This window comes from Kumtagia sp., from assembly GCF_059502445.1.
On record NZ_JCACER010000017.1, the window covers coordinates 41,422 to 65,642 of the forward strand.

General features: G+C 66.4%; 28 protein-coding genes. 8 read left to right on the top strand and 20 right to left on the bottom strand.

Features of this window, described 5'->3' with window-relative positions; translation table 11 throughout:
• Window positions 1-5: 5 nt before the first annotated feature.
• A complete protein-coding gene (locus AC5JDC_RS06885) occupies window positions 6-938 on the bottom strand; it encodes a VOC family protein (RefSeq protein WP_495840316.1) in 933 nt (310 codons plus the stop codon).
• Window positions 939-1,157: 219 nt separating this feature from the next.
• Here AC5JDC_RS06885 and AC5JDC_RS06890 point away from each other — a divergent pair, with 219 nt between their 5' ends.
• Entirely contained in the window at window positions 1,158-2,735 is a 1,578-nt protein-coding gene (locus tag AC5JDC_RS06890) for an alkaline phosphatase family protein (protein WP_495840396.1), read from the top strand.
• Here the strand turns inward: AC5JDC_RS06890 and AC5JDC_RS06895 are convergent.
• From AC5JDC_RS06895 to AC5JDC_RS06915, 5 genes are all read right to left on the bottom strand, one after another.
• Window positions 2,732-3,787 carry a PRC-barrel domain-containing protein gene (locus AC5JDC_RS06895; protein ID WP_495840318.1) on the bottom strand — a complete coding sequence of 352 codons (1,056 nt, stop codon included), beginning with the start codon at window positions 3,785-3,787 and terminating at the stop codon, window positions 2,732-2,734. The two genes, AC5JDC_RS06890 and AC5JDC_RS06895, sit on opposite strands and share 4 nt — an antisense overlap.
• Window positions 3,788-3,993: 206 nt before the next feature.
• Window positions 3,994-4,176, bottom strand: coding sequence for a hypothetical protein (locus AC5JDC_RS06900; RefSeq protein WP_106771482.1), 183 nt, complete (start codon window positions 4,174-4,176; stop codon window positions 3,994-3,996).
• Window positions 4,177-4,267: 91 nt separating this feature from the next.
• Window positions 4,268-4,720 carry a hypothetical protein gene (locus tag AC5JDC_RS06905; RefSeq protein ID WP_495840320.1) on the bottom strand — a complete coding sequence of 151 codons (453 nt, stop codon included), beginning with the start codon at window positions 4,718-4,720 and terminating at the stop codon, window positions 4,268-4,270.
• A gap of 18 nt (window positions 4,721-4,738) precedes the next feature.
• Window positions 4,739-5,071: an ElaB/YgaM/YqjD family protein gene (locus AC5JDC_RS06910; protein ID WP_106771484.1), complete on the bottom strand. Its 333-nt coding sequence runs from the start codon at window positions 5,069-5,071 to the stop codon at window positions 4,739-4,741.
• A 170-nt stretch (window positions 5,072-5,241) separates the two neighbouring features.
• A complete protein-coding gene (locus tag AC5JDC_RS06915; protein WP_425351309.1) occupies window positions 5,242-5,934 on the bottom strand; it encodes a Crp/Fnr family transcriptional regulator in 693 nt (230 codons plus the stop codon).
• Between AC5JDC_RS06915 and AC5JDC_RS06920 the strand changes: the two genes are divergently transcribed.
• Window positions 5,815-6,519 carry a response regulator gene (locus tag AC5JDC_RS06920; RefSeq protein ID WP_495840322.1) on the top strand — a complete coding sequence of 235 codons (705 nt, stop codon included), beginning with the start codon at window positions 5,815-5,817 and terminating at the stop codon, window positions 6,517-6,519. The genes AC5JDC_RS06915 and AC5JDC_RS06920 overlap by 120 nt on opposite strands.
• Before the next feature lie 21 nt (window positions 6,520-6,540).
• Here AC5JDC_RS06920 and AC5JDC_RS06925 read toward each other — a convergent pair whose 3' ends face one another.
• Window positions 6,541-7,089: a sigma-70 family RNA polymerase sigma factor gene (locus AC5JDC_RS06925; protein ID WP_106771486.1), complete on the bottom strand. Its 549-nt coding sequence runs from the start codon at window positions 7,087-7,089 to the stop codon at window positions 6,541-6,543.
• A 5-nt stretch (window positions 7,090-7,094) separates the two neighbouring features.
• Window positions 7,095-7,289, bottom strand: a complete 195-nt coding sequence (locus AC5JDC_RS06930) for a NepR family anti-sigma factor (protein WP_106771487.1) — start codon at window positions 7,287-7,289, stop codon at window positions 7,095-7,097.
• A gap of 194 nt (window positions 7,290-7,483) precedes the next feature.
• On the opposite strand from AC5JDC_RS06930, the gene AC5JDC_RS06935 reads away from it, so the two are divergent.
• The 5 genes from AC5JDC_RS06935 (at window position 7,484) to AC5JDC_RS06955 (ending at window position 10,556) form a co-directional block, all read left to right on the top strand.
• Entirely contained in the window at window positions 7,484-8,278 is a 795-nt protein-coding gene (locus AC5JDC_RS06935; RefSeq protein ID WP_106771488.1) for a response regulator, read from the top strand.
• A gap of 67 nt (window positions 8,279-8,345) precedes the next feature.
• Window positions 8,346-8,510, top strand: coding sequence for a DUF1328 domain-containing protein (locus tag AC5JDC_RS06940; protein WP_027166587.1), 165 nt, complete (start codon window positions 8,346-8,348; stop codon window positions 8,508-8,510).
• A 195-nt stretch (window positions 8,511-8,705) separates the two neighbouring features.
• Complete coding sequence (locus AC5JDC_RS06945) at window positions 8,706-9,698, top strand: sensor histidine kinase (protein ID WP_495840324.1); 993 nt, start codon at window positions 8,706-8,708, stop codon at window positions 9,696-9,698.
• 165 nt (window positions 9,699-9,863) lie between these two features.
• Window positions 9,864-10,190, top strand: a complete 327-nt coding sequence (locus tag AC5JDC_RS06950; RefSeq protein WP_495840326.1) for a hypothetical protein — start codon at window positions 9,864-9,866, stop codon at window positions 10,188-10,190.
• Window positions 10,191-10,304: 114 nt separating this feature from the next.
• Window positions 10,305-10,556 carry a YMGG-like glycine zipper-containing protein gene (locus AC5JDC_RS06955; protein ID WP_106771491.1) on the top strand — a complete coding sequence of 84 codons (252 nt, stop codon included), beginning with the start codon at window positions 10,305-10,307 and terminating at the stop codon, window positions 10,554-10,556.
• Here AC5JDC_RS06955 and AC5JDC_RS06960 read toward each other — a convergent pair.
• The 4 genes from AC5JDC_RS06960 to xylF all read right to left on the bottom strand — a co-directional run bounded on the left by AC5JDC_RS06960 (window position 10,553) and on the right by xylF (window position 15,629).
• Window positions 10,553-12,193 (bottom strand): CHASE domain-containing protein, encoded by a 1,641-nt coding sequence (locus AC5JDC_RS06960; protein WP_495840399.1) that lies wholly within the window; start codon window positions 12,191-12,193, stop codon window positions 10,553-10,555. The two genes, AC5JDC_RS06955 and AC5JDC_RS06960, sit on opposite strands and share 4 nt — an antisense overlap.
• Window positions 12,194-12,317: 124 nt before the next feature.
• Window positions 12,318-13,109, bottom strand: coding sequence for an ATP-binding cassette domain-containing protein (locus tag AC5JDC_RS06965; protein WP_495840328.1), 792 nt, complete (start codon window positions 13,107-13,109; stop codon window positions 12,318-12,320).
• Between the two features lie 11 nt (window positions 13,110-13,120).
• Window positions 13,121-14,473 carry a sugar ABC transporter permease gene (locus AC5JDC_RS06970; RefSeq protein WP_106771493.1) on the bottom strand — a complete coding sequence of 451 codons (1,353 nt, stop codon included), beginning with the start codon at window positions 14,471-14,473 and terminating at the stop codon, window positions 13,121-13,123.
• A gap of 115 nt (window positions 14,474-14,588) precedes the next feature.
• Window positions 14,589-15,629 carry a D-xylose ABC transporter substrate-binding protein gene (gene xylF / locus AC5JDC_RS06975; protein WP_106771494.1) on the bottom strand — a complete coding sequence of 347 codons (1,041 nt, stop codon included), beginning with the start codon at window positions 15,627-15,629 and terminating at the stop codon, window positions 14,589-14,591.
• A 239-nt stretch (window positions 15,630-15,868) separates the two neighbouring features.
• On the opposite strand from xylF, the gene AC5JDC_RS06980 reads away from it, so the two are divergent.
• The gene (locus tag AC5JDC_RS06980) at window positions 15,869-17,104 is read left to right on the top strand and encodes an ROK family protein (RefSeq protein ID WP_495840331.1); all 1,236 of its coding nucleotides are present in this window, start codon (window positions 15,869-15,871) and stop codon (window positions 17,102-17,104) included.
• A 9-nt stretch (window positions 17,105-17,113) separates the two neighbouring features.
• On the opposite strand, the gene AC5JDC_RS06985 is transcribed toward AC5JDC_RS06980, so the two are convergent.
• From AC5JDC_RS06985 to AC5JDC_RS07020, 8 genes are all read right to left on the bottom strand, one after another.
• Window positions 17,114-18,079: an energy transducer TonB family protein gene (locus AC5JDC_RS06985; protein ID WP_495840333.1), complete on the bottom strand. Its 966-nt coding sequence runs from the start codon at window positions 18,077-18,079 to the stop codon at window positions 17,114-17,116.
• Window positions 18,076-18,552, bottom strand: a complete 477-nt coding sequence (gene exbD / locus AC5JDC_RS06990) for a TonB system transport protein ExbD (protein WP_106771497.1) — start codon at window positions 18,550-18,552, stop codon at window positions 18,076-18,078. The genes AC5JDC_RS06985 and exbD overlap by 4 nt, the downstream gene beginning before the upstream one ends.
• 13 nt (window positions 18,553-18,565) lie before the next feature.
• Window positions 18,566-19,621 carry a tonB-system energizer ExbB gene (gene exbB / locus AC5JDC_RS06995; RefSeq protein ID WP_495840336.1) on the bottom strand — a complete coding sequence of 352 codons (1,056 nt, stop codon included), beginning with the start codon at window positions 19,619-19,621 and terminating at the stop codon, window positions 18,566-18,568.
• A gap of 404 nt (window positions 19,622-20,025) precedes the next feature.
• A complete protein-coding gene (locus AC5JDC_RS07000) occupies window positions 20,026-20,748 on the bottom strand; it encodes a glycosyltransferase family 25 protein (protein ID WP_495840401.1) in 723 nt (240 codons plus the stop codon).
• Between the two features lie 188 nt (window positions 20,749-20,936).
• Complete coding sequence (locus AC5JDC_RS07005; protein WP_495840338.1) at window positions 20,937-21,968, bottom strand: 2,5-dihydroxypyridine 5,6-dioxygenase NicX family protein; 1,032 nt, start codon at window positions 21,966-21,968, stop codon at window positions 20,937-20,939.
• Window positions 21,969-21,999: 31 nt separating this feature from the next.
• On the bottom strand, window positions 22,000-22,632 hold the full coding sequence (locus tag AC5JDC_RS07010) for an N-carbamoylsarcosine amidohydrolase (RefSeq protein ID WP_495840340.1): 633 nt from the start codon (window positions 22,630-22,632) through the stop codon (window positions 22,000-22,002).
• A 13-nt stretch (window positions 22,633-22,645) separates the two neighbouring features.
• Complete coding sequence (locus AC5JDC_RS07015) at window positions 22,646-23,401, bottom strand: maleate cis-trans isomerase family protein (RefSeq protein WP_495840342.1); 756 nt, start codon at window positions 23,399-23,401, stop codon at window positions 22,646-22,648.
• A 3-nt stretch (window positions 23,402-23,404) separates the two neighbouring features.
• Window positions 23,405-24,220: an alpha/beta fold hydrolase gene (locus AC5JDC_RS07020; RefSeq protein ID WP_495840344.1), complete on the bottom strand. Its 816-nt coding sequence runs from the start codon at window positions 24,218-24,220 to the stop codon at window positions 23,405-23,407.
• Window position 24,221: the final 1 nt, after the last annotated feature.

Below are 24,221 nucleotides of genomic sequence, written 5' to 3' on the forward strand. Positions count from 1 at the left end.
TCCCGTCAGGCGCCCAGCGGCTGCAGGTGCTGTTCCAGATAAGGCCGCAGATGCGCATGCTGCGCCGGCAGCTTCAGCGCCTCGCCGAGATGGGCGGCATCCTCGTCGCGGTCGAATCCGGGCTCGTTGGTGGCCACCTCGAACAGCACGCCGCCGGGCGTGCGGAAGTAGATCGCCCAGAAATAGTCCCGGTCGATCACCGGCGTCACATGATGGCCCGTGTCGATCAGCGCCTTGCGCACCTCGAGCTGCTTCGCCCGGTTCTCCACCGCGAAGGCGATGTGATGCACGGAGCCGGCGCCGAGATCGGCGAAGTTCGCTCCCGGAACGGTCTCGATGTCGATCACATCGGCGCCGTTGCCGTCCCTGATCGCCAGCCGCTTGACGTTGCCGGAGCTATCGACGGACTCGTAGCCCATGAACTTCAGCAGCTCCTCGGTCGCGCCGCCGTCGCGCAGCCTGAGCGAGGCGGAATGGAAGCCGCGGATCGCCTCGTCGGCCGGCACGCCGCCCTCGCCCCATAGCGCGCGTCCGTCATCGGCGATCTCGACCAGAGCGAAACCGTCGCCGTCGGGACCGTCGAAGCGCAGGCGGTTCTCGCCGAAGCTGGTCTCGCGCAACAATCCGGTCACGCCCTGTTCGGCGAGACGCTGCTCCCAATAGCCCAGCGAGCCGGCGGGAACGGAGAACACGGTGGTACCAACCTCGCCGGCGCCGCGGCGACCCTTGCCGATGTTGGGGAACGGGAAATAGGTCTTCACCGAGCCCGGCGTGCCCTGGCCGTCGCCGTAATAGAGGTGGTAGACGTCGGGCGCGTCGAAGTTCACCGTCTTCTTGACCCTGCGCAGCCCGAGCTTGCCGGTGAAGAACCGGTTGTTCTCGCTGGCGTCCCTGGCCATCGACGTGACGTGGTGAATGCCTCTGATCTGGTTGAGCATGATCTGTCTCCCTTCTTTCGAGTTGCAGGGGTGTTGCTCGGATGGCTTCTATGTCGGGCAAAAGCGCTTCGCCCGGTAGGCGCCAAACAGAGGATGGATCGTTCATTGGTTGGAAACGATATTGCAGAATCGTTCATAGGATATGGAACGGCGCCGACGGCGACTGCCGGTGGGAAGGAGCGGCCGAAGAAGACCGGCCGCCCGGCCGCCCCTCGGAACATCCTGTTCGTCACCTGCGACCAGTGGCGCGGCGACTGTCTCTCGGCCGCCGGCCATCCCACGGTGAAGACGCCCAACGTCGATGCGCTGGCACGGGAAGGCGTGCTGTTCCGGCGGCATTTCGCCGGCGCCGCGCCCTGCTCGCCGGCGCGCGCCTGCCTCTATACCGGCCTCTACCAGATGACCAACCGCGTCTGCCGCAACGGCACGCCGATGGACCGGCGCCACTGGAACGTGGCGCTCGCCGCCCGGACGATGGGCTACGATCCGACGCTGTTCGGCTACACCGACGTGGCGTCCGATCCGCGCAGCCATGCGCCGGGCGATCCGGTGCTCAGGACCTACGAAGGCATGCTGCCCGGCTTCACGCCGCGGCAGCTGCTGCCGGAGCACCAGAGGCAGTGGCTCTCCTGGCTCGCCGCCCGCGGCGTCGATGCGAGGCCCGGCTATCCCGATATCCATCGGCCGGCGCGTTCGGGTCATGGCGAGGTGACACGGGCCGCGCCGGTCTATTCCAGCGACGAGACGCCGACCGCCTTCATGGCCGGCGAGTTCATCCGCTGGCTCGGCGAGCAGGAGGCGGGGCGGCCCTGGTTCGCCCATCTCTCCTTCATCAGCCCGCATCCGCCCTTCGTCGTGCCGGCGCCGTTCAACGACATGTACGATCCCGGCGATGGCCCCGCTTTCCACCGCGCCCGGCGCTGGAAGGACGAGGCGAAAAGCCACCCCTGGCTCGCCTACGAGCTCGCCCGCCAACGCAAGGCGAAATTCCTGCCCGGCGCCCGGGGCAAGGTGCGCGACTGGAGCGAGCGCGAACTCCGCACCATCCGCGCCATCTACTACGGCATGATCTCGGAGGTGGATTCTCAGCTCGGCCGCATCTGGACTGCGTTGCGCGCTGCCGGCGCCTGGGAAAGCACGGTGATCGTGCTCACCTCCGACCATGCCGAGATGATGGGCGACCATTTCATGCTGGGCAAGGGTGGCTACTTCGACCAGAGTTTTCACATTCCGCTGATCGTCCGCGATCCCGCCGCCGCAAAGACGGCCGGCACCACGGTCGACCGCTTCACCGAAGCGGTGGACGTTGCGCCGACGATCGTCGAATTGGCCGGCGGCAAGGCGCCGCCCTGGCTCGACGGCCGCTCGCTTGTGCCCTTCCTGCGGGGCGCGAAAACGCCGCATTGGCGCGACTGCGCCCATTGGGAATTCGACTTCCGGTCGGTGGCGAAGGGCGAGGCGGAAGCGCATTTCGGCCTAAGGCCGCAGCAATGCAATCTCGCGGTGATCCGCTCAGAGCAATTCAAATACGTTCATTTCGGCGGAAGGCTGCCGCCGCTTCTGTTCGACCTGACCGACGACCCAGGCGAGCTGCGCGACCGCGCGGCGGATCCGCTCTACCGCTCGACGCGGCTGGACTTCGCGGAGCGGCTGCTGGCCTGGCGAGCCGAGCATCTCGATCAGTCTCTGGCCTTGACGGAACTCACCGGCAAGGGACCGGTGAGTTTGGATGAGGTGACAAAAAGTCCGCGCCGTCGCCGGCGCGGATTTTTGTTTGAGCAGGATCGGACAGCTTAGCGCATGATGATGCGCTGCGTGTCGCGGTTGTCGGCCCAGGTGCTCTTGTCGTAGGCCGGTGCCGCGTCGAGCTGCTCCTTGCTGAAGTTGGTGTACAGATACTTGTTGCCGTCCGCGTCGGTCATGAATGCAAGATTGTCCATGCCGACGGCAACCTCCTTCTCACCTACGCCGAGGAAGCCGCCGACATCGATGATGAGCGCGTCGACCTTGCCGTCCTGCGTCAGCACGACATCGCCGATCTCGCCGATATTGGCGTCGTTGGCGCCGTAGACCGTGGTGCCGACGAGGTCTTCGGCGCGGATGTCGCCGGCCGGCATCTCGGTGAGCTGCGACCTGTCGATCGCACCGGTCTGGGTCTGGTCAGGAGCCGCAGCCGGCGCCTGGGCCGTGGTGTCGTCCGCAGGCGCTGCCGGCGCCTGGGCGGTCGTGTCATCGGCAGGCGCCGCCGGCGTCTGGGCCGTGGTGTCGTCCGCAGGCGCTGCCGGCGCCTGAGCGGTCGTGTCGTCGGCAGGCGCCGCAGGTGCCTGGGCAGTCGTGTCGTCCGCCGGCGCAGCCGGAGCGGCCGCCGTATTGTCAGTCGGCGCCATGGTGCCGTCCGGCGCGGGCGCCGAGGACGTAGTGGCCGGGGCCGGATCATACGGGCGGCGGTCGAAGTCGGCCTGTGCCTGCAGCTGCTCCTTGGTGGCGTTGACGACGATCCAGCGGTCGCCGTCGCGCTCTGCCCAATCGATATCGCCATAGTTCATGGCGACATTTTTCTCGCCGATGCCGAGGAAACCGCCGACGCCGATCACCACCGACTCGACATTGCCGTCGGAGCCGATGACGACGTCGTTGACCTGGCCGATGTTCTCGGCATTGTCGCCGGTGCCGTTGTAGACGGTTTCGCCGATCAGATTCGTTGCGAGGAACCCGTCAGCCTTGGCGACTGGAGCCGCCGGGGCCTCGGTCGCCGGCGCCGGGGACGCCGGCTGCGTGGCCTCCTGCGCATAGGCGCCGCCCGCCAGAAGGGTCATCAGCGCGGTGGTAGCCAAAAGTTTGCGGACCATGATACTCTCTCCTTGTGCGTGAAATCCATGCACGGGCGCGTCCGACTGAACCGTCGCAGGGGAGGCCGGGCGCGTCGTTACATGCTCACAACGTGATCGCTGAAATTCGGTTCCGTGACAGAGATTTGCCGGTCGGGCAGATCCGACCCAGACGCGGCTCTCGTGGCGGGATGAAACAGAAGCCGACGAACGTCCCGTCGAAAGCGTCAGTTGGAATCGGTGCTGATGCCGCCGGCGTCGTCGGCGGCCGGCGTATCGATCCGTTCACCCCAGAACTCGACTCCGGCCCAGACGACCATCGCCAGGACCAGTGCGGCGATAAGGACGACCAGCACGGGACGGCCGAGCTTGCCTTGCCGGGCTTTCTCGGGGGGGAGGGGTTTTGGCATGATTGGGGTCTCCGGTCTTGGGGGCGGTTGTCGATCGACAATGCCCGCCGGACGGGGAGGTTCCCCGTCTGCCGGAGATCACCAGATAAGCTCAGTCCTCAGACGTATCGTCGGAGGACGGTCGGCTGCTGTTCTCGCGGTAGATCGCATAGGCGATCGCCGCGACCGCCGGGACGAGAAGCGAAGCCAGTCCCGCCCGCCCCTTCAGGAGAACGGGCGCGGCGGCAATGCCGGCGGCGATTGCCGCCTTGGTGAAATCGCGGCTCCGCTGCCTCGCTGCGATCTTGGCCCGGGCACGCCTCGTCATGCCGTGAACAAGCACAACCAGCAGAGCCGCCACCAGAAAAACCGCGCCGATGACCAGCGTAGCCTCGACAGCACCGTAGCGGTCCGCCGCCCAGATGGTGAGGGCGGCCAACAGGTACAAGAATCCGGCCAGCGCCAGCAGGCCGGCGAGCGCATAACTGATCAATGCCCGCTTCGTCCGGCGCAGCGCCGCCATGGTCTCCCCGGTCGCCAGACCGGCAATCAGCGAAGCCAGCATGACCCCTCCGCGCCGGCGTCAGCGTCGCGACAGGAGCGCGAGCAGGTAGCCGACGCCTGCGGCGATCGCCAGCGACGTGATCGGCTTTTCCCGGACGGTCGTCGTCAGCTGGTCCTCGAGGTCACGCGCATTGCTTTTCAGGTTCTGTATGGCCGCCTCGCCCTGCGCCCGCAATTGCTCGGCGCCTTCGGCCGCCGCACGCCGCGCCGTGCCGTAGGAGTGTTGCCCGGTCTTGGTCAACTGCTCTGCCAGCTTGGCGATGTCCTGCCGCAACTGGCGGATATCCGCTTCCAGATCGGGTCGCGCCGCATCTTCCGCGATGTCTTCCGCCGCCTTGGCCGCCGTCGCCATCGACTTGCTTGCTGTTGCCATTTGGGTCGCTCCGTTGTTGAACGGGTTCGAAACGCTCTGGCGCGGGCGTTGTTCCGCTGCGTCGGCCGAAAGCTACGGGATCGTAGAGCCGAAAGCGAGAGGTGCCGCGAAAATGCCGGCGGCTCAGCCTTTCCGTCGGCGGGCGGATATCAAACCAGCGGCCGGACCGTCTCGCTCAGCCCTTCCCACCGAGCCGCCGCCAACAATCCGTCGAGATCCCTGATCTGGCAGCCGCCACCTCGCCAGGTGATCAAGCCGCGGTCCGCCAGCTTGCGGATCGTCTTGTTGGTGTGAACAAGCGACAGCCCGAGCGTGTCGGCGATGTGCTGCTGGGTGATCGGAATGAGCAACGGCACCTCGCCGTTGAGCCCGACGCTGCGGGCGCGGCTGCCGATGAAGGAGAGCAGATAGGCCGTTCGCTCGACGGCGGAGCGTCGCCCGACGCTGAGCAGGTTCTCGTCGAGTATCTGCTCCTCGCGCGAGGCGATCCAGGTGATGTCGAAGGCCAGTCCCGGATGGTTGCGATAGAGGTCGAGCAATCTTTCCCGTTCGAAGACGCACAGCACCATCGGCGACAATGCCTCGACCGAATGCTGCATCTCGCCGGTCAGGCTGCCCTGCAGGCCGATCAGGTCGCCCGGCATCGCGTAATTCAGGATCTGCCTGCGGCCGTCGGGTAGGAGCTTGTAGCGAAAGGCCCATCCCGCCAGGACAGTGTACAGATGGACGCTGTCCACTCCTTCGGTCAGGACCGTCTCACCCTTGCCGATACTGAGTTCTCCGCGCTTGAAATGGCCGATGAAAGCCAGCTCCTCCGCTTCGAATTCCCGGAAAGTCTTCAGGCGCCGCAGTGGACATTTCTGACACGGCGTGTAAGCGGCGGACGTCGGATAGGCCTCCAGCCCGAACAATCAGGACCTCCAATTTTGACGAGGGATAGTTGCGAGAGCGACAACGCTTCGGGAGGCGATGGGGTTCCCGAGGAAAACATGTCAAAGTTAAATGACACGCCGTGCTTTTGCCGCGATGACAGGCAGCTTGCTGGAGGGATTTCCGTGACGAAACTGCTGGAAGGGCGTCGCATTCTGGTGCTCGAGGACGAATTTCTCATCGCCATGGACGTCGAGCAGATCTGCCGCGACCACGGCGCCTCGCAGGTGCTCATCGCCCGCACGCTCGAAGAGGCCGAGGCGGCGGCGGCCAATTCGGTCTTCGACGCGGCAATCATCGACATCATGCTGGGAAACGACTCGACCCTTGAATTCGCGGCTTCCCTGCGGGAGCGCCGGATCCCCTTCGCCTTTGCGTCGGGCTATTCCGATCTGGACGAGATCGCCAGCGCGTTCCCCGAAATCAGGATCATCGGCAAGCCCTATTCCGGCGACGACCTGGTGCAGGCAATCGCCGCCGCAGGCAGGCGTCCCTGACACGCCGCCCCACCGTCGCGATCAGGCGGCGTTCGACCCCAGCACCTGTGTCGCGATGGCGTCGGGACCGTAGTCCTCTTCCCCGGATATCTGCAGAATGTCCTGCAGCCGCGTACGGGCCCGGCTGACCCGGCTTTTGATCGTGCCCACGGCGCAATCGCAGATCACCGCCGCTTCCTCGTACGAGAAGCCGGAGGCGCCGATCAGGATGATCGCCTCGCGCTGGTCCTCCGGCAGCAGTTCCAGGGCGGCACGGAAATCGGCGAGATCGAGCTTGCCGTGCTGGCTCGGATGGACGGCGAGCCGCTCGGTCATCACCCCTTCCGAATCCTGCACTTCCCGGCCACGCTTGCGCATCTGCGAATAGAACTCGTTGCGCAGGATGGTGAACAGCCAGGCCTTGAGGTTTGTGCCCATCTGGAAACTGTGGTGCTTGTCCCACGCCTTGACCAGGGTTTCCTGGACGAGATCGTCGGCCCTGTCGGAATTTTGGGTCAGCGATACCGCGAAAGCCCGCAGGCTGGGTATGGCCGCGAGCAGTTCGCTCTTGAACTCAGGCGCCACCGCCATCCCCTTCAGCCCTTTTTCTGCGCGGTTTCGGCTGCTTCGAGCTCGCTCAGGAGCTGCGTGAAGCGGTCCGGCACATCGCTTGAAACGAGCTCGTCGTAATATTGCTTGAGCTTGCGACCTATCTCGGAATTGGTGCCGAGCACATCTGCCGAGCCGCGCGCCGGCGGTGGCGATTCGCCGGGGGCGAGACTTTCCTTCATCAATTTCACCGTGTTGCCCTGTTTCTTGGTCAGTTTTCAGACTCCCGCGGCCCCCTGCCGCGTGACCCAAACCCGTTGGGGGCGGAAACGCGGCTGCTCAAATATGGTTCCGGACGCGCGGAACTTTTTATGGAGGGGCCCGTTGTGGGCGCATCTCGCCTATGCAATTCGTCACGCATTCAATGAGGGACCCCATGAGTTTGTCAGCAAGCATCGCCCCCCACCTGCCTTATCTGCGCCGATTCTCGCGCGCCGTCTCCGGCTCGCAGCAGAGCGGCGACGCCTTGGTGGCGGCGATGCTGGAGGCGATCGTCGCCGACGTCGACATGTTTCCGCAGGCGTCGAACGCCCGCATCGCGCTCTACAAGGTCTTCGCGCGGCTGTTCACCTCGGTTGTCATCCGGGTTCCGGACGAGCAGGCGGCGACGGGATGGGAGAGGAAGGCCGCGGCCAATCTCACCGCCATCTCGCCGCGCGCCCGGCAGGCCTTCCTGCTGGTTGCGGTCGAAGGCTTCACCGACGAGGAGGCCGCGGAGGTTCTCGATGTCGACGTGGACGAGTTCGGCCGGCTTCTGGCCCAGGCCAGCGCCGAGATATCGCGTCAGGTTGCGACCGACATCATGATCATCGAGGACGAGCCCCTGATCGCCATGGACATCGAGCAGATGGTCGAGAGCCTTGGCCATCGCGTCGTCGGGACGGCGCGCACCCATAGGGAGGCCACCGATCTCTTCAAGCGCACCCAGCCGAAGATGATCCTGGCCGACATCCAGCTTGCCGACGGCACCTCCGGCATCGAGGCCGTCAACGAGATCCTGACGACCGCTTCTGTGCCGGTGATCTTCATCACCGCCTTTCCCGAGCGGCTTCTCACCGGCGAAAGGCCGGAGCCGGCCTTCCTGGTCACAAAACCGTTCAGCCCGGAGATGGTCAAGGCACTGATCAGCCAGGCGCTGTTCTTCGACAGGCAGGCCAAGGCCGCCGCATAGATCGGCGTCACCCTGGAACCATCCAGCGCGGCGGGCGTTTTCGCTTCACAAATCAGGAGACGGAACAATGCTTTATTGGGCACTCGTGTTTCTGGTCGTGGCGATCATCGCGGGCGCGCTCGGCTTCGGCGGTATTGCAGGCACGTCGGCGGGCATCGCGCAGATTCTGTTTTTCATCTTCCTGGCTTTCCTGGTGATCTCGCTGATCGCGGGTCTCATCCGGCGCGCTTAGCCGAGGACGCAGAACTGGAGACCGCTCCCCTCAAACGGTTTCCAGCCGCCGCCGGGCCGTGCTAGCGAAAGCGGTGCGGTCCGGCGGAACCGCCTCAATAGCTAGAGTCTCCAGTGAAACCAGCAGCCAAGATAGATACCGAGGTCGGGCACCGCGCCCGTTGTTGGGGAGACATCGGGCACACGGGGGCAGGATATGGGCACCCGGGATAGCAGCACGACCACGTCCGATCGCGGCAGCAGCCTGCTCAAGGCACTGTCGAATACCGGCATCTCGGTGATCTATTTCGACCTGGATCTGCGCGTCGTCTGGACGGAGAACCTTCCGCCCGCCTGGGCCGACAGACCCATCGAAGGCCTGCCCGTGGGCGAATTCCTTGCCGCCGATGCTGCCGCGGCCTTGTCGCTCGCCAAACAGGAAGTGCTATCCTCGGGACTGTCGCAGACCCTCGAGATGAGCCTGCCGGACGACGACGGGGCGCGCTGGTTTTCGGTATGGATCGATTCCGACTGGTCGGCGAAGGACGAAGCGCTCGGCATCGTCACCACCGCCGTCGACATCACCGACCAGAAGCGCCGCGAGCAGACGCTCCGCACGCTGTTGCGCGAAGTCGCGCACCGTTCGAAGAACCTGCTCGCCATCATCCAGAGCATCGCCACACAGACGGGCCGCCATTCGGAGACCGTGGACGGATTTCTGTCGCGCTTCCGCGGGCGCTTGCAATCGCTGGCATCCACGCAGGATCTGGTGACGTCCTCGGACTGGCGTGGCGCCGCGCTGCAGGATCTGGTGGTGGAACAGGTCGCCAGATATACCGCCGATCCGGCGGTCAGCATCCGGCTGGGCGGCGACAAACCCTATCTCAACCCCAACGCCTCGCTGCATATCGGGCTCGCCTTGCACGAGCTTGCCGTCAATTCGGTGAGCTACGGTGCGTTGGCCCGGCCGGACGGCTACGTATCCATCAACGCTACCCGGATGAACGGGGGCGCGGCCCCTGCTCTCTCCCTCGTCTGGACGGAGACGATCAGCCTCGCCGACCAGACGATCGGTCGCAAACGCTTCGGCAGCGTGGCGCTGGAACGCGTGGTGCCGGCTGCGCTGAACGGCTCGGCGACGCTGGAACTCACCAGCGACCGTCTCACCTATTCCCTGCTCGTGCCCCACGGCAGCTTCCAGGCCGACTGACGGCCCAGGTCCTCCAAGACCGAAGAGGCCGCTCTTCCACCGCAAATCTTTGACGAAATCACCGCCCTTCAGTCGTCCGGCGATCGTCCCAAGACTCTCACGACTTCGTTATTCGGGAACTCGGCGAAGCCTTCCTACGTTAATGCATTGGAAAGGGAAATCGCCATGGAACACATAGCGGCTCTTCTTCTGATCGTCGGATGCTCCGGAGACCTGAAGGTCTGCAACGAGATGCCGGTGGATGTCTCCATCTACGAAACCTACGAGGAATGCCAGGCTGATCTTCAGCCGACGCTCTCCCATTTTGCCGGACGCCGTGACAGGATCCTGGGGCAGTGCGTCTATGTCGACCCTGCCATGGAAGAGGCGGACGCCGAGCTCGTCTGGGACGTTACGCCCGATGGCAAGCTGACGGCGTCGGTCGAGTCCTATAACGCCGATGTCGCCTCGCGGGTCGACCGTAGCGCCAAGACCGCCAGCGTCCACCATTGACCGCCTTTGGATTTCCACACCTGAAAATAACCAGCAGAACAGCCGACGGATAGGCGAGATCGCCCTCTGCGTGTTATCCCTTGCAGTGAATGGGACTGGCACCAGGAGTGATCTATGAGGAAAATGGTTCTCGCGCTGGCGGCTGTCGCTGCGCTTGCCGGATGCACGACGGCGGAAAAGGACGCCGCGCTCGGCGGCACCGCCGGCGCCGTCATCGGCGGATTGGCCACGGGTGATGCCGGCGGAGCGCTGGTCGGCGGCGCGATCGGCGCGGTCAGCGGCGTGCTGATAGGCAAGGCGACGCGCACCGGCTGGTGCGTCTATCGCGACCACCGTGGCCGGCTTTATGAGGCGCGCTGCCGCTAGGCCTGCCCGTTGCGATTGAGTTCCCGGTCGAGCGGGATGTCGATCTCGATCGTCAGCCCGCCGTCGCCATATTCACGCGCGATCTTTCCCCGAAGCTCGCGCGTGATGTTCATGTCGATCAGTTTGGTGCCGAAACCGGCCGGCCTCACCGGCTCCTGAGCCGATGGCCCGCGTTCTTCCCATCGCAGTTTCAGCCGCCTCTCGGAAGAGCCGCGTTCGACCGTCCAGGTGACGGCAAGCGCCGCGGCCGAGGAGCCGATGGCTCCGTATTTCAGCGCGTTGGTCGCGAGTTCGTGGAATGTCAGTCCCAGTGCCTGAGTGCTGGTTTCGTTGAGCAGCACCTTCGGCCCCTTCAGGGCATCCTCCGGCAGTTCCTTGCCGAAGACCTGTTCCAGCTCGATCCGCAGCAGATCGCGCAGTTCCGCTTTCTGCCAGCGCGACCGCGTCAGCATGTCCTGCGATGCCGACATGGCCTGCAGCCGCGACGCGAAGGAATCCGAGAACTCCTTGATGTCGGCGGAATTCGCCGCGGTCTGCCTGGCTATCGCCAGCACCCGCGCGATCGAGTTCTTGATGCGATGCTTCATCTCCTGAAGCATCAGATCCTTTTCGGCAAGGCTCCGTTCCGTCGTCTCGTGCAGCCGCGATTTCGCCTCGTAGGCCCGCTGCTGGTAGCGCGCCACGGTGGCGATCGCACCGGCGAGCATGAGGCCGGCGAGCCCCAGCAGCACCGGCAGGGCGCGTGACGACGGGCGTTCGAAGGCGCTGGTCGGGCGGAACTGGAAGGTCCATTTGCGGCCGGCGACCGTCAGTTCGCGGGTGACCAGGAAATCGTCGGAAAACCGCTGGTCGGGCGGAACCTCCGAGCGGAACAGCAGTCTGTCGATGGACGGCTCGCCGTCGAAGACCTCGACACTGGCCGGCAGCAGCGGCGGCCTGGCCAGCGCTGCATAAAACAGCTCGGACGTTCTGAAGGAAGCGTAGACCAGGCCGGCCGGCGGATCGTTCTTGTCCTCCCGCCCGGGCAGCTTGGACCTCAGCGCGGAGAACACCAGGATGCCGGGCGCCGGCTGCGCTCCACCCGTTGCCTGGCCGAGCACGACCAGTCCGGAGGACCGCGCCTGTCCGGTAGCCAGCGTCGCCTCGATCGCGGCCCGGCGCACCTGGTCCGAATACATGTCGTAGCCGATCGCCGTCCGCGTATCGTCGTCGAGCGGCTCGAACAGCGTGATCGGCGTGCGCCATTCCTGATCGGACGGCGGGTAGACCTTCAGGTCGGTGCCATGCTCGGTCGCCAGGCGCTGTTCCAGCAGGGGCTCGCCGCCCGGGGCGACCAGCGCGGCGAAGCCGAGGCCGCGCAGGCCGGGAAAGTTGTCCTTGACCTCGAGCGCGCGGTAGTAGTCGCGGAACTCGACCCGGGTGACATTGCCGAACCGCGCCTCGAAGAAGGCCTGCGTCGACACCAGCAGCGACAGATCGAGCTGCAGCCTGCTCTGCAGCCGGCTGAGCGCATCGTCGGCCGCCGCCTGGAACTTGTAGCGGGCGGCTTCCTCGCCAGTCCGGTAGGCGTAGCCGGCTGTCACGAGGCTCGCAATGGCCACCGCCGCGAACGCCAGATAGGGTAGCAGCTTCTTCAAGTACGACATGCTCTCTCTGAGGTGCCGACTTTATGGAGGCTGGCCGCGGCGAAAGCAATGATGTCGCGTGGCCGGTCTGCAACAGGGCCAAGATCATCGTGTCGGCGCAGCGACTTGGTGCCGTTCAGGCGGCGGCCATCCGCATTGCGCCGGGACCCGGCGTGGCGCCGGGCGGGCATTTGCCGAGGATGATCATGCCGAGCACCTCGTCCTTGGTGACGTCCTGCGTGCGCGCCGTCCCGACCACCTGGCCGTTCTTCATCACGCAGACACGGTCGGCGAGGTCGAAAACGTCATGGATGTCGTGGCTGATCAGGAAGATGCCGATGCCGTCGGCCTTGAGCTGCTTTACCAGTTCGCCGACCTGCGCCGTCTCCTGCGGGCCGAGTGCGGCCGTCGGCTCGTCCATGATCAGGATGCGGGCGTTGAAGAGAATGGCGCGCGCGATGGCCACGGACTGGCGCTGGCCGCCCGAAAGCTTGATCACCGGTTCCTTGAAGCGCTGGAAGCGCGGATTGAGGCGGCCCATGACCTTACGCGCCTCGGCCTCCATGGCGACGTCGTCCAGCGTGCCGTATGTCGTCATCAGCTCGCGGCCGAGGAAGAGGTTGGCGGCGGCGTCGACATTGTCCGCCAGCGCGAGCGTCTGGTAGATCGTTTCGATCCCGTATTTCTTCGCGTCGCGCGGATTGGAGATCGATGCCTCCTCGCCGTTCACGAAGATCTGGCCGGCGTCGCGCTTGTAGGCCCCTGACAGGACCTTGATCAGCGTCGATTTTCCCGCGCCGTTGTGGCCGAGCAGGGCGACCACCTCGCCGGAATGGAGATCGACGGAAGCGTCGTCGACGGCGCGGATGCCGCCGAAGGCGATCGAGATGTTCTTCATCTCGATCAGAGGCGTGCGGCTGTCGGCCATGATGTCCTCCTTCAGACGCGCTTGCGATAGACGGTGTCGAGCCACACGGCGATGACCAGCACCGCGCCGACGACGATGCTTTGCAGCGGCGAGTCGACGCCGAGCAGCACCATGCCGGACTGCAGCGACTGCATCAGCAGCGCGCCGAGCATGGCGCCGATGACCGTGCCCGAGCCGCCGGCGAGCGAGGTGCCGCCGATGACAGCGGCTGCGATGACCAGCAGTTCGTCGAGCGTGCCCAGCGAATTCGTGGCCGAGTTGAGACGCGCCGACGACACCGCCGCGCTGATCGCCGCCAGCACGCCCATGATCATGAACACCTTCATGGTCACCCAGCGCGTCTTGATGCCGGCGAGGTTCGCCGCCTCCGGATTGCCGCCGATGGCGAAGACGTAGCGGCCGAAGCGGGTGCGATTGGTGACGAAGGTCATGACGATGCCGACGGCGATCGCGATCAGCACCGGAATGGCGATGCCATGGGCGATGAACAGGCCGCCTTCCGGCACGGCGATGCCGTTCTGCTCGGCATAGCGCCGCACGATGCCCGTCGGCCATGGATAGGAATTGGCTATTCCTACGGCGCCGAGGATGATGCCACAGGTGACGGCGCCGCGCAGCACCTCGGCCCACACCGGCCGCAGCGGAAAGCGGAAGCGCTTGCGCTGCCGGCGCGCCTGCAGGAGCATCAGCACGACGGCACCGCAGGCGACGATCGCGGCGATCCAGCTCCAGCGCGCGCCGATCGAGCCCTGCGGGCCGCCGCCCATCAGCTGGAAGGTGGCATCGAGCGGCGCGATCGTCTGGCCGCTGGTGATCCACCAGGCGGCGCCGCGCCACACCAGCAGGCCGCCCAGCGTCACGATGAAGGCAGGAACGTCCATATAGGCGATGATGAAGCCCTGGAACCCGCCGATCAAAAGGCCGATGGCCAAGCCTATGGCCAGGGCCAGCACCCATATCCAGGGATTGCCGAGCTCCAGCCCGACGACGCGGACGAGGAAATGCACCTGGGCGAAACCCATGATCATGCCGACCACGCCTTCCACCGATCCCACCGACAGGTCGATGTTGCGCATGACGATCACCAGCACCATGCCGGTCGCCATGATGGCGACCGAGGAGGTCTGGACGGAAAGATTCCAGAGGTTGCGGGCCGACAGGAAGGTGCGGCTGTCGAAGTCGAACGGATTGACGCCGATCCGCGCGCTCGAGATGACCTGCAACCCGATCCAGATGATCAGCAGCGCCCCGATCATGCCGAGCATGCGGGTATCGATCTCGGTGGCCTTCAGGAAGCGGGCGACGCCGCCGAGCTCGGATGCCCGCGCGAGGTCGGCCGACGATTTGGTGGCCGTATCGGTCATCGCTTCCTCCCTGCCGGTCGGCCGTCTGTCGCGGTTTGCCGGCTGTTGACGAGCTTAAGAAAACGCCGCGGCTTTCGCAAACCGCGGCGCCCGTTTTCATCGGCGGTTGAGCCGATCAGTTGCAGGCGGCGACGCTGCCTGCGGCGACGCCGGCACAGGCCACGTCCTTCGAGATCCAGCCGGCGTCTATGACGACGTTGAGGTTGTCCTTGGTGATCGCCACCGGGGTCAGGAACACCGACTTCACCGTGTTGCCGCCGGGCGTGGTGAAGTCGACGGCGTTCGGGATGTCGGCCATCGTCTTGCCGTCAGCGAGCTGCGCGGCGATCTCGGCGGCGTTCTTGCCGAGCTCGCGCGCGTCCTTCCATACCGACACGGTCTGCGTGCCGAGCGCGATGCGGTTGAGCGCCGCGTGGTCGCCGTCCTGGCCCGAGACCGGCACCGAGCCAGCAAGGCCCTGCGCGGCGAGCGCGGCAATCGCGCCGCCGGCGGTGCCGTCATTCGAAGCCACGACCGCGTCGACCTTGTTGTCGTTGGCGGTCAGGAACTGCTCCATGTTCTTCTGTGCGTTGGCGGGCAGCCAGCCGTCCGTGTAAGCCTCGCCGACATTCTTGATCTTGCCGGCGTCGACCGCTTCCTTCAGCACTTCCATCTGGCCGGAGAACAGGAAGTCGGCGTTCGGGTCGGCGCCCGAGCCTTTGATGAAGACGTAGTTGCCTTCCGGCTTGACGGCGAACACGCCCTTGGCCTGCAGGCGGCCGACTTCCTTGTTGTCGAAGGTCAGGTAGAAGACGTCCTTGTTCTCGATCAGGCGGTCGTAGCCGACCACCGGGATGCCCTCGTCGACCGCCTTCTGCACGGCCGGGCCGATGGCCGAGGCGTCCTGCGCCAGGATGATCAGCGCGTTGGCGCCCTGCGCGATCAGGCTCTCGACGTCGGTGAGCTGCTTGCCGGGGTTCGACTGCGCGTCGGCGGAGATGTACTTGTCGCCGGCTGCCTCGATCGCCGCCTTCATGGCCGCCTCGTCGGTCTTCCAGCGCTCCTCCTGGAAGTTCGACCACGAGACGCCGATGACCTTGTCCTTGGCGCTCGCGACGGTGGCGAGCGACATCGACAGCGCGACACCCGCCAGCATGGCGGCTGCAAACTTGTTCATGATTTCCTCCCTGCGCCTTTGCGGCGCTCCTACAGCTCCGAAGCTTTTTTTCGAGCTTCGAAAAAAATATGCCTCGGCCCGAGGCTGCTGTCAACTGGGGATTTGCGACGCCGACAGGTACTTTTTTCGGAACCCGAAGTAAATGGTGACAGCCCTTTTGCTTTCTGCCACACTCTCGCCCGAGTCGACGATCGGTCGCGATAGGATCGCAATCGTTGGCCGGGGAGGAAACTTACGCCATGTCGGTCGGAATCCGTCACGACGACTTGCGGCGGCGCAATCGCGCGATGGTCATCTCCGCCGTCCGGCGTGCCGGCCAGGCGTCGCGCACCGAAATCGCCGCCACCACCAGCCTGAGCCACTCGACGATCTCCGCCATCTCGTCCGATCTGATCGCTGAAGGCATCCTGGCCGAGGCCAGGAATGCCGAGGTGGGCACGCTCAAGCGCGGCCGCCCGCAGGTGGCGATCGGCCTCGATCCCGACGCAGCCACGGTGGTGACCATCGTGCTGCTCTTCAACTTCCTGGCGGTCTCGGTCGTCGACTATGCCGGCCGCACCATCGTGGAGGAACGCAGGAAGCTCAAAACCTTCGATCTCGGCGAGGACGAGCTCGTCGGCGAATGCATCGCGCTGGTGCGGCGGCAGCTCGCCAAGCGCGACGCCGCCGGCCGGCGCATCCTCAGAATCGTGCTCGCGGTCCAGGGCACCACCGATGCGGCTGGCCACACGATGCTGTGGTCGCCGATCACCGAACATGAGGGCATCCCTTTCGGCGAACGTCTGGCGCAGGCTTTCGGCGTGCCGGTGACGGTCGAGAACGACTGCAACATGATCGCCGTCGCGCTGCGGTGGCGCGATCCCGAGCGCTACCGTGACGACTTCATCGCCATACTGCTGTCGCACGGCATCGGCATGGGCCTCGTGCTGAAGGGCGAGTTGTTCACCGGCACCCACTCCTCGGGCGGCGAGTTCGGCCACATGGTGCACCGGCCGGACGGGGCGCTCTGCCGCTGCGGCCGCCGCGGCTGCGTGGAAGCCTATGCCGGAAATTATGCGATCTGGCGCAGTGCCAGCGGCGCCAGCGAGGACGAGGCGCCGATCTCCGACATCGACGCCGCCGACATGGCGCGGCTCGCCGCTGCGGCGCGCGATCACGACGGCCCGGAGCGCGAGGCCTACCGCAAGGCGGGCGAGGCGCTGGGCTACGGCTTCGGCAGCCTGTTCGCGCTGATCGATCCCGCGCCGGTGGCGCTGGTCGGCATCGGTGCCGCCGCCTTCGACCTGATCGAGCCGTCGCTGCGCGCCGCGATCGCCATGACCGCCGGCGGCCAGCACTCCAAGGCGATCTCCTTCGCCACCGAGACCGACGAGGTCCCGCTGATCGCGCTGGGCTGCGCCATGCGGGCGCTGACCTTCATCGATCAGGAAGTGCTCGCCGGCGCCGCACCTGTGCGCGGCAGGGATGTGGCGTGAGCGGGGCCATCAGTCGAAGTTGATCGGTATGGTGAGATGCAGCTTCGCCCCGGGCGGCGGCGCGGGCACCGGCGATGCGCGACGCACCATGGACAGGGCTTCCCTGTCGAGCCTCGCATCCCCGGATGAACGCGAGACTGAAGAAGACTGGAGCCGGCCGCCGGCATTGATCGTGAACGTCACGTGTACGTCGCCCTTGCGGTTCATCGAACGCAGTGTTCGCTGTATCTTCCTGCGGACCTGCGATTGCCAGCGCGCGATGTCCGATGCGCTTGCTCCGGCACCGGCGGTAGCGCTCCGCGCCGACGCCGCCCGCGGCGCATTCTGTGCGGATTTTTGAGCGGATACACTCGGCTTCGGCGGAGTCTTCTTCGTGGTCTTCTCGGCCGGCTTGTTTTCGGCAGGCTTTTCCCTGGCCGGTTTCTGGTCGGCCTTCTTCCTCACCACCGGCTTCGGCTCTTCGATCTCCGGACGCGGCTCGGGGATCGCCATCGCGACCTCCGGTAGCGGTACCTCGACCAGGTCCGGGACCACCTCCTCGGCTTCGGTGATCGTTTCTTCGGGGACCACTTCGGGAGCCTGCTCGGTTTCCACCGTATCCGGCGCGACCTCCTGCACCTCCTCCGGCACAGCCTCGGCCACCTCGGTTTCCTCGACCGGGTCCATCTCCTCCGTAACCGGCTCGGCGGTTTCGACCGGCTCCTCGACCGATTCGGTCGCCTGACTCTCCGCTATCTCCGCCATGTCCAGCGGCACTGCATTCGGCATCACGACCGTGGGGGCGATCATCTCCAGCATGATCGCCGGGGGTGCCTCATCGGGAGGAGGCGGCAACGGACTTGACTGATGGATCAGCCAGGCCGACCCAACATGCGCTGCCACGACGAGCACCGCCGCCCCGGACCACAGGGCCACTTCGCGCTTGTGGAAACGCGGCCCGACGAGGTCGGAGATCAGGCCAGCATGCACGCTCATTGCGCCGGTCCGCTCGCCGCCGCGCCCGCCGGTGCCACCTCGCCGCCGGCCGGCACCGTCTCCAGCCCGACCAGCGCGATCTTGAGATAGCCGGCCGCGCGCAGCAGGTTCATCACGTCCATCAGCGCGCCGTAGTCGACCGCCCGGTCGGCGCGCAGGAACACGCGCTGCTGCTTGTCGCCTCCGGTCGTCTGGTCGAGAGCGGCGCCGAGCGCCGGCCGGCCGACCGTGTCCTCGCCGATGGCGATGGAGAGATCGTCCTTCACCGTCACGAACAGCGGCTTGTCCGGCCGCGGCGCCGCGGTCGCGGTGGAGGCCGGCAGGTCGACGTTCACGTCGACGGTGGCCAGCGGCGCCGCCACCATGAAGATGATCAGCAGCACCAGCATGACGTCGATGAAGGGCGTGACGTTGATCTCGTGGTTCTCGTCGAGATCGTCGCCGTCGAAGGATTCTTTTATGCCGCCGGCCATGACGGAGCGTCCCCTACTCGGCCGCGTCGCGGATCAGCACCGGACGGCCGCCGGCCGACTGCCGCTCGACCGCCGGGGCGAAGCGGAAATCGAGGTCGCGGCTGACGAGGCGCTCGACGCCGGCGGCGGCGTCGGCCAGCGCCTGGCGGTAGGCCGTGATGGAGCGGGCGAACACGTTGTAGATGACGACCGCGGGTATGGCCGCGACCAGCCCGATCGCCGTCGCCAGCAGCGCCTCGGCGATGCCCGGCGCCACGACGGCGAGGTTGGTGGTCTGCGCTTCCGATATGCCGATGAAGGAATTCATGATGCCCCACACCGTGCCGAACAGGCCGACGAAGGGGGCGGTCGAGCCGATGGTGGCGAGCACGCCGGTGCCCTTGGTCATCCTGCGCCCGGCCAGCGCCTGGATACGGCCGAGCCGCGAGTTCACGCGTTCCTTGAGACCGTGAGACGACGCGTGTTGCAGCGCCTCGGCGGAGAGGCCGACCTCTTCCGCCGCCGCCCGGACCAGCTCCGCGCCCGGGCCGCCGCGCTTGCCGACCTCGGTCACCGCCTCGTCGAGCGTCCTGACCGAACCGAGCACCCGCAGCACGCCGCGCAGCCGCGTCTTGGCGCCGGCGATCTCCAGCGACTTGGCCAGCCACACCGTCCAGGTGACCAGCGAGGCGAAGGCAAGGCCGATCATCACCGCCTTGACCACCCAGTCGGCCGCCATGAACATGCCCCAGGGCGAAAGGTCGTGCGGCAGCGTGGAATTTGCAGCCTCGTCCTCGACGGCCACCGTAGGGCCCTCTCCCGCTGCAACCGGATCGGCCGGCGCGGTCGTCGGCGCGACGCCATCTACCGCCGTCCCGCCCGCAGCGGGCTCGGCAGCGACCGGCGCCTGCGCGTCCGGAGCTACCTGCGGCTGGCTTAGCCGTTCCTGCGTGGCGGCCGGCGCCGGCGCGGCGCCGGGCTGGTCGACCTGCGGCGTTGCCGTCGGCTGCGACGGCGCCTCCACTGCAGGCCGCGGATTGGCTTGCGGCGTGCCGCCGGCATCCTGAGCCACGGCGTGGCCGGCGGACATCAGAAGCGCCGCGGTCAGGGCTGCCCTCAACACACTCGGCAGTTGCACTCGCCGTCCGCCCGGAAAACAGATCATCGTGACCTCGCTCTCGCCCTTGCTGCTGCGAAACGCGGCTTTGTCGCGGTAGCCGCGAGCCGACACCAGCGCTATTCGCGCCGCAAAGCCCGCCATCCCCGTCGGAACACGGCGAACCCTTCGTCAAGCCATGATCGCCTTGACGGGCGGGGACGTAACATTCCTGACTAATCCATTCAACAATTATTTGGCTGAACTATTCCCACCTGACCGCCTCCCCCCGGCAGAAGTCCGCCTGCGCCGGTCCTCGGTCTTTCCCATTCCCCAAAAAGTGCAACCCGGCGTCGCACCGGCTGCTTCGGCACAGATGCGAGCTGCCGACCTCCCAGTCAGCCGCCCGCGCGCGAGCGGGCCGCGACCTTCATCCGGTAGAGCGGACGCAATATCTCGCGCGCCAGCTTGTCCAGCAGCGGCCGCTTCTTCCGCTGGATGGTGCTGCCGCCGAGCGTCGCCGAGATCTCCCGGACCCCGCTCGGCTCGACGCTGAGCGGGGCAAGACCGGTGACCCAGTTCATCTGGGCTGTCGTGTCGACGGGCCGGTCGAATCGTTCGGTGGCGGCAAGCAGCCGGCCGGCAGCGTCCCGGCCGATGAGTTGCGCGGCCATGCGCAGCCCGACCGGGTTCGGCCGGATGATGCGAAGCCCGTCGGCGGCAAAAACCTCCGGCCCGCGCTCCCTTCCTTCCTGCACCGGGAAGCGGATGAGATCGCCGGGCCCAAGACACGCGCGCGCCGCGGCGAAGGTTGCCGGAAAGCCCGGCTCCAATGCGACGTCGTCCTCGAGCACCAGTCCGGCATCGAGTCCCTGGTCGACGATGGCGCGCCAGGCCCCACGATGCGACAGGAAGCAGGCGATCTCGCTCCGCGACAGCGCGAAGGGATAACGTGGTCGATGCAGGTGCCTGCGGTAGACGCGATCGATGTCCGCGTCGCTCAGATCCAGCGCATCCACGGCATCCATGATCTCGAGCGGCACCGGCAACCCGGCCGCCAGCCGTTGCACCTGCGGCTGCCGATCGTGCGCGCGCCGCAGGTGGATGATGAACGCCTTGATGCCGCCTGCCGGGGCGGGAATGGCTGTGTCGTCGACCTGGATCAGGGTCAGCTCCGCTGGGATCGAGGCCGGCCTATAGCATGGAACGGGGCCGAGGAGACAAGCCGGTCCGCCAGCCCACGAGCTGCGGTGCGACGCCGACCTTTGAAGGGCGGCCGTTCTTTCCGAGGGGCTGCTGCGCCTCCGCCTCAGCCACGTTTGTGCTGCATCTCCTTGACGATGACGTCGCCGTCGAGAACCAAAGGCTCGTCGTCCAGGAACAGCGAGCAGTTGCGCATCGGGATGTCGAGATGGCAGGCGGTGTCGTTCGGCCCGCCGAGTTCGTTGTTCGGGCCTGTCGAGAACATCACGTTGCCGTAGAACGAGCGCGGTTCCATGCCCATACCGCCGGGGAACTCGCCCGGCACCATGCGATGCCACTTGGCGTCGGGGTTCAGGCCCCAGCCGACATGGCTCATGCCCTTGCCGCGGGGATCGTCGAAGGCGTCCATGTAGGACTTGACGAGTTCGGCGTCGAGGCCGCCGCGGATATCGGTGATCCAGCCCTTCTCGATCGTGTAGACGATCGGATCGCGGACATAGATGTTCTGCGGCAGCAGGATGTCGCCCGGCGCCACCACGATCGTGCCGTCGACGCCGTCGTCGTCGCCGCCTGTGAACACGAAGCCCGAAGGCCAGTGGTCCCAGCGGCCCGGCTCGTCGGTGCAGGCATATTCCGTGACCGCCGGATAGGTGTTGAGCTTGTAGGTGACGTCGGTCCCGTGCGGCGAGGTGATGCGCATCACCTTCGCCTTCGACAGGAGATGGCCGGCGAACTCGACGCGCTCGCGCAGCGCCTTGCTCGGCAGCATCCGGGCAAGCAGTTCCGGCGGCTCGACCGCCGTCAGGATGCGCGTGCCCGCCGCCTGGATGGCCATCTGCTCCGGGCTGAACAGCAGGAAGATGCAGTCGATCAGCATGTCGGCGGCCTTCAGCGCCTCGACAGCCTCCGGCATCGCCGCCAGGCCGGTCTTGCCCACCGCCCAGGCGCCCGCGGGCGGCACGGCGGGCAGGCGCATGTGATACATCTTCGCGCCGAGACGCTGGCCGGCCGCCATGAAGGCATCGGCATAGTCGAGGCGCTCGTTGCCCTGGGTGAGCACGATGAGCCGCTCGCCTTCATGCACGCCCGACATCTTGAGCTGATGCAGGCAGATCTCCGTAAAGCTGAACTGATCCATTCTGGTTCTCCTAGAGTGCGTGCCCTGCGGCTCAGTGCCGGTTCCCGAGATAGTCGAGCGCCTCGTCGAGACGGACGACGTCGCCATATTTGGAATCGATGTCGAAGAGGTTCGCCTCGTGCGGACCATCGTGCCGGTCGCCGACGCAGTCGCGCACGACGATGACGCGGAACCCGTGCTGCACCCCGTCGACAGCGCTCGCGCGGATGCAGCCGCTGGTCGAACAACCCGCCAGGATAAGCGTGTCGATGCCCTGTGCGTGCAGCATCGGCGCAAGGCTGGTGCCGAAGAAGGCGCTGGCATATTGCTTGGTGAAGACGGGCTCGCCGGCGGCCGGCTCGACGCCTTCGCAGAACTCGGCGAGCGGATTGCCGGGGACCATGGCGGCCATCACCGGGCTTTTCTTCACCCACATGCCGCCGTCGGCGCAGCCGGGTGCGTGATAGAGGATGTTGGTGTGAACGACCGGCGTCTGCGTGCGCCGGGCCATCGCCAGCAGCGTCGGCGTCCGCGCCACGGCGGCGACGACGCCCGGCGCGTAGAGCGGCGCGCCTTCGGTGGTGTAGGCCTTCATGAAGTCGATGACGAGCACGGCCGGACTCTTGCCGAAGCCGATGCGGTTGCCCCAGACTCCCTGGTAGTTGTCCTGCGCCGACTGGCTCATCACCTGCTCCTCCTCAATAGGCGCCCGACAGCAGCGCGCCGGCGCCCGGTACGATCGGCGCCAGCTCCAGCGCCTTCAGCATTTGGTAGGTGGTCGCGATGGCCGCCGTCACCACCGGCTTCCCGGTCATCGCCTCGACGCGGGCGACGCTGGCCAGCGACGGCATCTGCACGCAGGCCGAAAGCACGATCGCATCGACGCCCGACGTGTCGAGGTCCTGCACGATAGCGGGCAGGTTTGCCGGATCGTGCGCCGCCACCTCGAGGTTGTTGGATATCTCGAGCGCCTTGTGGGTGACGACCTCGACGCCCTCGGCTTCGATATAGTCGATCACCATCCTGGTCAGCGGCTTCATGTAGGGCGCGACCAGCGCGATGCGCCTGGCTCCCATGACGCCCAGCGCATCGACCAGGGCGCCGGCGCTGGTGACCACCGGCGCGGCCGCCTCGTTCGCCACGGTGACGGCATGCAGGCGCTTCTCGCTCTCGCGGTGATAGCCGTGGCCCATCGACATGATGGCGACGAGGCAGGCATAGCCGAGCACGTCGACGCGCGCGTCGGACAGCTCCAGCGCGCAGCGGTCGGACTGGGCGTCCATGGCGGCCAGCTCGTCCTTGGTGACGTGCTTCATGCGCATGCGCGCAGAGTGGAAGGTGAAGCGCTCCGGCAGGATGAGCTGGCGCGCCGCCAGCATCGCCGGGATCTCCGTCTCCATGGTGATATTGGAACTGGGGACGATCTGGCCGATGCGATAATGGGTCTTGTTCATGAATCAGCTCCTGACCGGAATGCTTGAGCCAAGCAGCGTGTTGACCGCGACGATGAAACCTTCGAGGTCGTCCCACGGGATCATGTGCCCGGCATTCTCGACCTTGGTCATGGCGATAGACGGGTTGAGCCGCTCTATCTCCGCACGGTCGGCGTCTTCGATCACACCGCCGCGTCCGGCGATCATCAGGCTGGCCGGCACCGGCAGGCCGGGCAGGTCCTTGTGGAAATCGTCGTCGTGGAAATCGTTGAAGGCCTTGACGATCGCCGGCTCGTAGCAGGTGTGCAGCCATTCGGCGCGCAGGGCCCGCTGCTCCTCCGTCCAGGTCGGGCAGAAGGCGCGCATGCCCTCCGCATCCGTGCCGGCCGTGGCCAGCCGGATGGAATCGACATACCAGGGCAGCTTGGAGGGATAGGAGCGCCGTCCTGGGCCGGAGACCGGCGGATCGACCATCACCAGGCGGGCGATGCCCGAAGCCTGCGCATGGGCCGCGCGCGCACCGATGCGGGCACCCATCGAGTGGCCGAGCACCGTCGCGTCCCGCAGTTCCAGCGCCTGGATGAAGGCAACCAGATCGGCCGCCATGGCGTCGGTGCCATAGTCGAGATCGGGTCCGCTCGACGACAGGCCACGGCCTCGCACGTCGAGCACATGTACGTCGAAGGCCTCCGCCAGCCGCTCGGCCACGAAGCCCCAGGTGATCGCCGGACTGGTGATACCCGGCACCACGACGAGGGGAGCGCCCTTTCCTGCATAGCGCAGAAAATGCTGGCGGATGCCGTTGGCGGAGACGTTGTGGCCGGTGGGAGCAGCAGTCATG

What these genes read in the sequence shown, in the direction of transcription:
- AC5JDC_RS06885 (WP_495840316.1), bottom strand. Translation starts at nt 938, where the DNA reads ATGCTCAACCAGATCAGAGGCATTCACCACGTCACGTCGATGGCCAGG.
- AC5JDC_RS06895 (WP_495840318.1), bottom strand. Translation starts at nt 3,787, where the DNA reads ATGGTCCGCAAACTTTTGGCTACCACCGCGCTGATGACCCTTCTGGCG.
- AC5JDC_RS06900 (WP_106771482.1), bottom strand. Translation starts at nt 4,176, where the DNA reads ATGCCAAAACCCCTCCCCCCCGAGAAAGCCCGGCAAGGCAAGCTCGGC.
- AC5JDC_RS06905 (WP_495840320.1), bottom strand. Translation starts at nt 4,720, where the DNA reads ATGCTGGCTTCGCTGATTGCCGGTCTGGCGACCGGGGAGACCATGGCG.
- AC5JDC_RS06910 (WP_106771484.1), bottom strand. Translation starts at nt 5,071, where the DNA reads ATGGCGACGGCGGCCAAGGCGGCGGAAGACATCGCGGAAGATGCGGCG.
- AC5JDC_RS06920 (WP_495840322.1), top strand. Translation starts at nt 5,815, where the DNA reads ATGGACGCTGTCCACTCCTTCGGTCAGGACCGTCTCACCCTTGCCGAT.
- AC5JDC_RS06925 (WP_106771486.1), bottom strand. Translation starts at nt 7,089, where the DNA reads ATGGCGGTGGCGCCTGAGTTCAAGAGCGAACTGCTCGCGGCCATACCC.
- AC5JDC_RS06930 (WP_106771487.1), bottom strand. Translation starts at nt 7,289, where the DNA reads ATGAAGGAAAGTCTCGCCCCCGGCGAATCGCCACCGCCGGCGCGCGGC.
- AC5JDC_RS06935 (WP_106771488.1), top strand. Translation starts at nt 7,484, where the DNA reads ATGAGTTTGTCAGCAAGCATCGCCCCCCACCTGCCTTATCTGCGCCGA.
- AC5JDC_RS06940 (WP_027166587.1), top strand. Translation starts at nt 8,346, where the DNA reads ATGCTTTATTGGGCACTCGTGTTTCTGGTCGTGGCGATCATCGCGGGC.
- AC5JDC_RS06945 (WP_495840324.1), top strand. Translation starts at nt 8,706, where the DNA reads ATGGGCACCCGGGATAGCAGCACGACCACGTCCGATCGCGGCAGCAGC.
- AC5JDC_RS06950 (WP_495840326.1), top strand. Translation starts at nt 9,864, where the DNA reads ATGGAACACATAGCGGCTCTTCTTCTGATCGTCGGATGCTCCGGAGAC.
- AC5JDC_RS06955 (WP_106771491.1), top strand. Translation starts at nt 10,305, where the DNA reads ATGAGGAAAATGGTTCTCGCGCTGGCGGCTGTCGCTGCGCTTGCCGGA.
- AC5JDC_RS06965 (WP_495840328.1), bottom strand. Translation starts at nt 13,109, where the DNA reads ATGGCCGACAGCCGCACGCCTCTGATCGAGATGAAGAACATCTCGATC.
- AC5JDC_RS06970 (WP_106771493.1), bottom strand. Translation starts at nt 14,473, where the DNA reads ATGACCGATACGGCCACCAAATCGTCGGCCGACCTCGCGCGGGCATCC.
- xylF (WP_106771494.1), bottom strand. Translation starts at nt 15,629, where the DNA reads ATGAACAAGTTTGCAGCCGCCATGCTGGCGGGTGTCGCGCTGTCGATG.
- AC5JDC_RS06980 (WP_495840331.1), top strand. Translation starts at nt 15,869, where the DNA reads ATGTCGGTCGGAATCCGTCACGACGACTTGCGGCGGCGCAATCGCGCG.
- AC5JDC_RS06985 (WP_495840333.1), bottom strand. Translation starts at nt 18,079, where the DNA reads ATGAGCGTGCATGCTGGCCTGATCTCCGACCTCGTCGGGCCGCGTTTC.
- exbD (WP_106771497.1), bottom strand. Translation starts at nt 18,552, where the DNA reads ATGGCCGGCGGCATAAAAGAATCCTTCGACGGCGACGATCTCGACGAG.
- exbB (WP_495840336.1), bottom strand. Translation starts at nt 19,621, where the DNA reads ATGTCCGCCGGCCACGCCGTGGCTCAGGATGCCGGCGGCACGCCGCAA.
- AC5JDC_RS07005 (WP_495840338.1), bottom strand. Translation starts at nt 21,968, where the DNA reads ATGGATCAGTTCAGCTTTACGGAGATCTGCCTGCATCAGCTCAAGATG.
- AC5JDC_RS07010 (WP_495840340.1), bottom strand. Translation starts at nt 22,632, where the DNA reads ATGAGCCAGTCGGCGCAGGACAACTACCAGGGAGTCTGGGGCAACCGC.
- AC5JDC_RS07015 (WP_495840342.1), bottom strand. Translation starts at nt 23,401, where the DNA reads ATGAACAAGACCCATTATCGCATCGGCCAGATCGTCCCCAGTTCCAAT.
- AC5JDC_RS07020 (WP_495840344.1), bottom strand. Translation starts at nt 24,220, where the DNA reads ATGACTGCTGCTCCCACCGGCCACAACGTCTCCGCCAACGGCATCCGC.